General features: G+C 51.1%; 2 tRNA genes and 3 rRNA genes. All 5 read left to right on the plus strand.

Going from position 1 to position 5,473, the window contains the following annotated elements:
- The first annotated feature begins 256 nt into the window (after positions 1–256).
- The 5 genes from GIW79_RS29190 to rrf all read left to right on the plus strand — a co-directional run bounded on the left by GIW79_RS29190 (position 257) and on the right by rrf (position 5,464).
- Positions 257–1,793 (plus strand): 16S ribosomal RNA (locus GIW79_RS29190).
- 81 nt (positions 1,794–1,874) lie between these two features.
- A tRNA-Ile gene (locus tag GIW79_RS29195) sits at positions 1,875–1,951 on the plus strand.
- 30 nt (positions 1,952–1,981) lie between these two features.
- Positions 1,982–2,057, plus strand: a tRNA-Ala gene (locus tag GIW79_RS29200).
- Between the two features lie 247 nt (positions 2,058–2,304).
- Positions 2,305–5,196, plus strand: a 23S ribosomal RNA gene (locus tag GIW79_RS29205).
- 152 nt (positions 5,197–5,348) lie between these two features.
- A 5S ribosomal RNA gene (rrf, locus tag GIW79_RS29210) occupies positions 5,349–5,464 on the plus strand.
- Together the 16S, 23S and 5S rRNA genes with 2 tRNA genes alongside form the textbook arrangement of a ribosomal RNA operon.
- The last annotated feature ends 9 nt before the right edge of the window (positions 5,465–5,473 follow it).

Consider the following 5,473-nt stretch of genomic DNA (forward strand, 5'->3'; position numbering starts at 1 on the left):
GAAATCTTCGAAAACTTCTGAAAATAACCACTTGACAGCAAATGAGGCTGCTGTAGAATGCGCGCCTCGGTTGAGACGAAAGATCTTAACCAACCGCTCTTTAACAACTGAATCAAGCAATTCGTGTGGGTGCTTGTGGAGTCAGGCTGATAGTCAACAAGATTATCAGCATCACAAGTTACTCCGCGAGAAATCAAAGATGTAACCAACGATTGCTGAGCCAAGTTTAGGGTTTCTTAAAAACCCAAAGATGTTTGAACTGAAGAGTTTGATCATGGCTCAGATTGAACGCTGGCGGCAGGCCTAACACATGCAAGTCGAGCGGTAGAGAGAAGCTTGCTTCTCTTGAGAGCGGCGGACGGGTGAGTAATGCCTAGGAATCTGCCTGGTAGTGGGGGATAACGTTCGGAAACGGACGCTAATACCGCATACGTCCTACGGGAGAAAGCAGGGGACCTTCGGGCCTTGCGCTATCAGATGAGCCTAGGTCGGATTAGCTAGTTGGTGGGGTAATGGCTCACCAAGGCGACGATCCGTAACTGGTCTGAGAGGATGATCAGTCACACTGGAACTGAGACACGGTCCAGACTCCTACGGGAGGCAGCAGTGGGGAATATTGGACAATGGGCGAAAGCCTGATCCAGCCATGCCGCGTGTGTGAAGAAGGTCTTCGGATTGTAAAGCACTTTAAGTTGGGAGGAAGGGTTGTAGATTAATACTCTGCAATTTTGACGTTACCGACAGAATAAGCACCGGCTAACTCTGTGCCAGCAGCCGCGGTAATACAGAGGGTGCAAGCGTTAATCGGAATTACTGGGCGTAAAGCGCGCGTAGGTGGTTTGTTAAGTTGGATGTGAAATCCCCGGGCTCAACCTGGGAACTGCATTCAAAACTGACTGACTAGAGTATGGTAGAGGGTGGTGGAATTTCCTGTGTAGCGGTGAAATGCGTAGATATAGGAAGGAACACCAGTGGCGAAGGCGACCACCTGGACTAATACTGACACTGAGGTGCGAAAGCGTGGGGAGCAAACAGGATTAGATACCCTGGTAGTCCACGCCGTAAACGATGTCAACTAGCCGTTGGAAGCCTTGAGCTTTTAGTGGCGCAGCTAACGCATTAAGTTGACCGCCTGGGGAGTACGGCCGCAAGGTTAAAACTCAAATGAATTGACGGGGGCCCGCACAAGCGGTGGAGCATGTGGTTTAATTCGAAGCAACGCGAAGAACCTTACCAGGCCTTGACATCCAATGAACTTTCCAGAGATGGATTGGTGCCTTCGGGAACATTGAGACAGGTGCTGCATGGCTGTCGTCAGCTCGTGTCGTGAGATGTTGGGTTAAGTCCCGTAACGAGCGCAACCCTTGTCCTTAGTTACCAGCACGTAATGGTGGGCACTCTAAGGAGACTGCCGGTGACAAACCGGAGGAAGGTGGGGATGACGTCAAGTCATCATGGCCCTTACGGCCTGGGCTACACACGTGCTACAATGGTCGGTACAGAGGGTTGCCAAGCCGCGAGGTGGAGCTAATCCCATAAAACCGATCGTAGTCCGGATCGCAGTCTGCAACTCGACTGCGTGAAGTCGGAATCGCTAGTAATCGCGAATCAGAATGTCGCGGTGAATACGTTCCCGGGCCTTGTACACACCGCCCGTCACACCATGGGAGTGGGTTGCACCAGAAGTAGCTAGTCTAACCTTCGGGAGGACGGTTACCACGGTGTGATTCATGACTGGGGTGAAGTCGTAACAAGGTAGCCGTAGGGGAACCTGCGGCTGGATCACCTCCTTAATCGACGACATCAGCTGCTCCATAAGTTCCCACACGAATTGCTTGATTCATTGAAGAAGACGAAAGAAGCAGCCCGAAATTGGGTCTGTAGCTCAGTTGGTTAGAGCGCACCCCTGATAAGGGTGAGGTCGGCAGTTCGAATCTGCCCAGACCCACCAATTTTGTGTGGGAAACGCCTGTAGAAATACGGGGCCATAGCTCAGCTGGGAGAGCGCCTGCCTTGCACGCAGGAGGTCAACGGTTCGATCCCGTTTGGCTCCACCACTACTGCTTCTGTTTGTATAAAGCTTAGAAATGAGCATTCCATCGTTGTGATGGTGAATGTTGATTTCTAGTCTTTGACTAGTTCGTTCTTTAAAAATTTGGGTATGTGATAGAAAGATAGACTGAACGTTACTTTCACTGGTAACGGATCAGGCTAAGGTAAAATTTGTGAGTTCTCTTAACTGAGAAATTCGAATTTTCGGCGAATGTCGTCTTCACAGTATAACCAGATTGCTTGGGGTTATATGGTCAAGTGAAGAAGCGCATACGGTGGATGCCTTGGCAGTCAGAGGCGATGAAAGACGTGGTAGCCTGCGAAAAGCTTCGGGGAGTCGGCAAACAGACTTTGATCCGGAGATGTCTGAATGGGGGAACCCAGCCATCATAAGATGGTTATCTTGTACTGAATACATAGGTGCAAGAGGCGAACCAGGGGAACTGAAACATCTAAGTACCCTGAGGAAAAGAAATCAACCGAGATTCCCTTAGTAGTGGCGAGCGAACGGGGACTAGCCCTTAAGTGGCTTTGAGATTAGCGGAACGCTCTGGAAAGTGCGGCCATAGTGGGTGATAGCCCTGTACGCGAAAATCTCTTAGTCATGAAATCGAGTAGGACGGAGCACGAGAAACTTTGTCTGAATATGGGGGGACCATCCTCCAAGGCTAAATACTACTGACTGACCGATAGTGAACTAGTACCGTGAGGGAAAGGCGAAAAGAACCCCGGAGAGGGGAGTGAAATAGATCCTGAAACCGTATGCGTACAAGCAGTGGGAGCCCACTTTGTTGGGTGACTGCGTACCTTTTGTATAATGGGTCAGCGACTTATTTTCAGTGGCGAGCTTAACCGAATAGGGGAGGCGTAGCGAAAGCGAGTCTTAATAGGGCGTCTAGTCGCTGGGAATAGACCCGAAACCGGGCGATCTATCCATGGGCAGGTTGAAGGTTGGGTAACACTAACTGGAGGACCGAACCGACTACCGTTGAAAAGTTAGCGGATGACCTGTGGATCGGAGTGAAAGGCTAATCAAGCTCGGAGATAGCTGGTTCTCCTCGAAAGCTATTTAGGTAGCGCCTCATGTATCACTGTAGGGGGTAGAGCACTGTTTCGGCTAGGGGGTCATCCCGACTTACCAAACCGATGCAAACTCCGAATACCTACAAGTGCCGAGCATGGGAGACACACGGCGGGTGCTAACGTCCGTCGTGAAAAGGGAAACAACCCAGACCGTCAGCTAAGGTCCCAAAGTTATGGTTAAGTGGGAAACGATGTGGGAAGGCTTAGACAGCTAGGAGGTTGGCTTAGAAGCAGCCACCCTTTAAAGAAAGCGTAATAGCTCACTAGTCGAGTCGGCCTGCGCGGAAGATGTAACGGGGCTCAAACCATACACCGAAGCTACGGGTATCACGTAAGTGATGCGGTAGAGGAGCGTTCTGTAAGCCTGTGAAGGTGAGTTGAGAAGCTTGCTGGAGGTATCAGAAGTGCGAATGCTGACATGAGTAACGATAATGGGTGTGAAAAACACCCACGCCGAAAGACCAAGGTTTCCTGCGCAACGTTAATCGACGCAGGGTTAGTCGGTCCCTAAGGCGAGGCTGAAAAGCGTAGTCGATGGAAAACAGGTTAATATTCCTGTACTTCTGGTTATTGCGATGGAGGGACGGAGAAGGCTAGGCCAGCTTGGCGTTGGTTGTCCAAGTTTAAGGTGGTAGGCTGGAATCTTAGGTAAATCCGGGATTCTAAGGCCGAGAGCTGATGACGAGTTACCTTTTAGGTAACGAAGTGGTTGATGCCATGCTTCCAAGAAAAGCTTCTAAGCTTCAGGTAACCAGGAACCGTACCCCAAACCGACACAGGTGGTTGGGTAGAGAATACCAAGGCGCTTGAGAGAACTCGGGTGAAGGAACTAGGCAAAATGGCACCGTAACTTCGGGAGAAGGTGCGCCGGTGAGGGTGAAGGACTTGCTCCGTAAGCTCATGCCGGTCGAAGATACCAGGCCGCTGCGACTGTTTATTAAAAACACAGCACTCTGCAAACACGAAAGTGGACGTATAGGGTGTGACGCCTGCCCGGTGCCGGAAGGTTAATTGATGGGGTTAGCTAACGCGAAGCTCTTGATCGAAGCCCCGGTAAACGGCGGCCGTAACTATAACGGTCCTAAGGTAGCGAAATTCCTTGTCGGGTAAGTTCCGACCTGCACGAATGGCGTAACGATGGCGGCGCTGTCTCCACCCGAGACTCAGTGAAATTGAAATCGCTGTGAAGATGCAGTGTATCCGCGGCTAGACGGAAAGACCCCGTGAACCTTTACTATAGCTTTGCACTGGACTTTGAATTTGCTTGTGTAGGATAGGTGGGAGGCTTTGAAGCGTGGACGCCAGTCTGCGTGGAGCCATCCTTGAAATACCACCCTGGCAACTTTGAGGTTCTAACTCAGGTCCGTTATCCGGATCGAGGACAGTGTATGGTGGGTAGTTTGACTGGGGCGGTCTCCTCCTAAAGAGTAACGGAGGAGTACGAAGGTGCGCTCAGACCGGTCGGAAATCGGTCGTAGAGTATAAAGGCAAAAGCGCGCTTGACTGCGAGACAGACACGTCGAGCAGGTACGAAAGTAGGTCTTAGTGATCCGGTGGTTCTGTATGGAAGGGCCATCGCTCAACGGATAAAAGGTACTCCGGGGATAACAGGCTGATACCGCCCAAGAGTTCATATCGACGGCGGTGTTTGGCACCTCGATGTCGGCTCATCACATCCTGGGGCTGAAGCCGGTCCCAAGGGTATGGCTGTTCGCCATTTAAAGTGGTACGCGAGCTGGGTTTAGAACGTCGTGAGACAGTTCGGTCCCTATCTGCCGTGGACGTTTGAGATTTGAGAGGGGCTGCTCCTAGTACGAGAGGACCGGAGTGGACGAACCTCTGGTGTTCCGGTTGTCACGCCAGTGGCATTGCCGGGTAGCTATGTTCGGAATAGATAACCGCTGAAAGCATCTAAGCGGGAAACTAGCCTCAAGATGAGATCTCACTGGAACCTTGAGTTCCCTGAAGGGCCGTCGAAGACTACGACGTTGATAGGTTGGGTGTGTAAGCGCTGTGAGGCGTTGAGCTAACCAATACTAATTGCCCGTGAGGCTTGACCATATAACACCCAAGCAATTTGAGTCGAAAGGCCAGATTGCGGTGTGTGAAGACGAAAATGAACCGAAAGTTCGACGCTCACAAAACACCACGATCTATCACATACCCAATTTGCTGAAGCGAGGCCAGCTGGCCACGACTCAGTACCCGAATTTCTTGACGACCATAGAGCATTGGAACCACCTGATCCCATCCCGAACTCAGCAGTGAAACGATGCATCGCCGATGGTAGTGTGGGGTTTCCCCATGTGAGAGTAGGTCATCGTCAAGATTAAATTCC

It is taken from the genome of Pseudomonas sp. PA-7-1E (assembly GCF_021605325.1).
GTDB lineage: Bacteria > Pseudomonadota > Gammaproteobacteria > Pseudomonadales > Pseudomonadaceae > Aquipseudomonas > Aquipseudomonas fluorescens_BV.